The sequence below is a fragment of the Deinococcus sp. HSC-46F16 genome (assembly GCF_024171495.1).
Classification (GTDB): Bacteria; Deinococcota; Deinococci; order Deinococcales; family Deinococcaceae; genus Deinococcus.
This window is the reverse complement of sequence record NZ_JALJZW010000017.1, coordinates 1-1,083: the sequence shown is the minus strand read 5'-3', so window position 1 is coordinate 1,083 and position 1,083 is coordinate 1. Positions and strand designations below refer to the sequence as shown.

At 65.2% G+C, this 1,083-nt stretch carries 1 protein-coding gene; it reads right to left on the bottom strand.

Annotation, left to right across the window (positions count from 1 at the left end):
• Positions 1-1,070, bottom strand: a 1,070-nt coding sequence (tuf, locus tag L1280_RS15645) for an elongation factor Tu (protein ID WP_253583330.1), incomplete at its 3' end; no start/stop codon positions are given.
• Positions 1,071-1,083: the final 13 nt, after the last annotated feature.

The window sequence follows — 1,083 nt, the reverse complement described above, 5'->3', positions numbered from 1 at the left end:
TCGGCCAGTTCCACCACGCCCGTCACGTCCGTCGTGCGGAAGTAGAACTGCGGGCGGTAGCCCCCGAAGAACGCGCTGTGACGCCCGCCCTCGTCCTTGGACAGCACGTACACGCTGGCCTCGAACTTGGTGTGCGGCTTGATCGACCCGGGCTTGGCCAGCACCTGACCACGCTCCACGTCGTCGCGAGCGACGCCGCGCAGCAGCACGCCCACGTTGTCCCCGGCCATGCCGGAGTCCAGCAGCTTGCGGTGCATTTCGATGCCGGTCACGGTGGTCTTCTTGGTGTCGCGCAGCCCGATGATCTCGACTTCGTCCTGAACCTTGACCACACCGCGCTCCACACGGCCGGTCGCGACGGTGCCGCGACCGGTGATGGTGAACACGTCTTCGACGGGCATCAGGAAGGTCTTGTCGGTATCGCGCTCGGGGGTGGGGATGTAGGAGTCGATGGCGTCGAGCAGGTCCCAGATGCGGTCGACCCACTGGTTCTCGCCGCGGGCGGTCTTGGGGTTGGCCTGCAAGGCTTCCAGCGCCTGTAACGCGCTGCCCTTGACGACGGGGAGGTCGTCCCCGGGGAACTCGTACTTGGAGAGCAGCTCGCGCACTTCCATTTCGACGAGTTCGAGGAGTTCTTCGTCGTCGACCATGTCGACCTTGTTCATGAACACGACGATGTAGGGCACGCCGACCTGACGGGCGAGCAGGATGTGCTCGCGGGTCTGGGGCATGGGGCCGTCCGCGGAGCTGACGACCAGGATGGCGCCGTCCATCTGGGCCGCGCCGGTGATCATGTTCTTGACGTAGTCGGCGTGACCGGGGCAGTCGACGTGGGAGTAGTGGCGGGTGGGGGTGTTGTACTCGACGTGGGAGGTGTTGATGGTGATGCCGCGGGCCTTTTCTTCGGGGGCCTTGTCGATCTGGTCGTAGGCCAGGGTTTCGACGGTGGGGTCCATCGCGGCCGCCGTGAAGGTGATGGCGGCGGTCAGGGTGGTCTTGCCGTGGTCGACGTGCCCGATGGTACCCACGTTCACGTGGGGCTTGGTCCGCTCAAACGTTCCTTTTGCCATGATGATTTCCTCC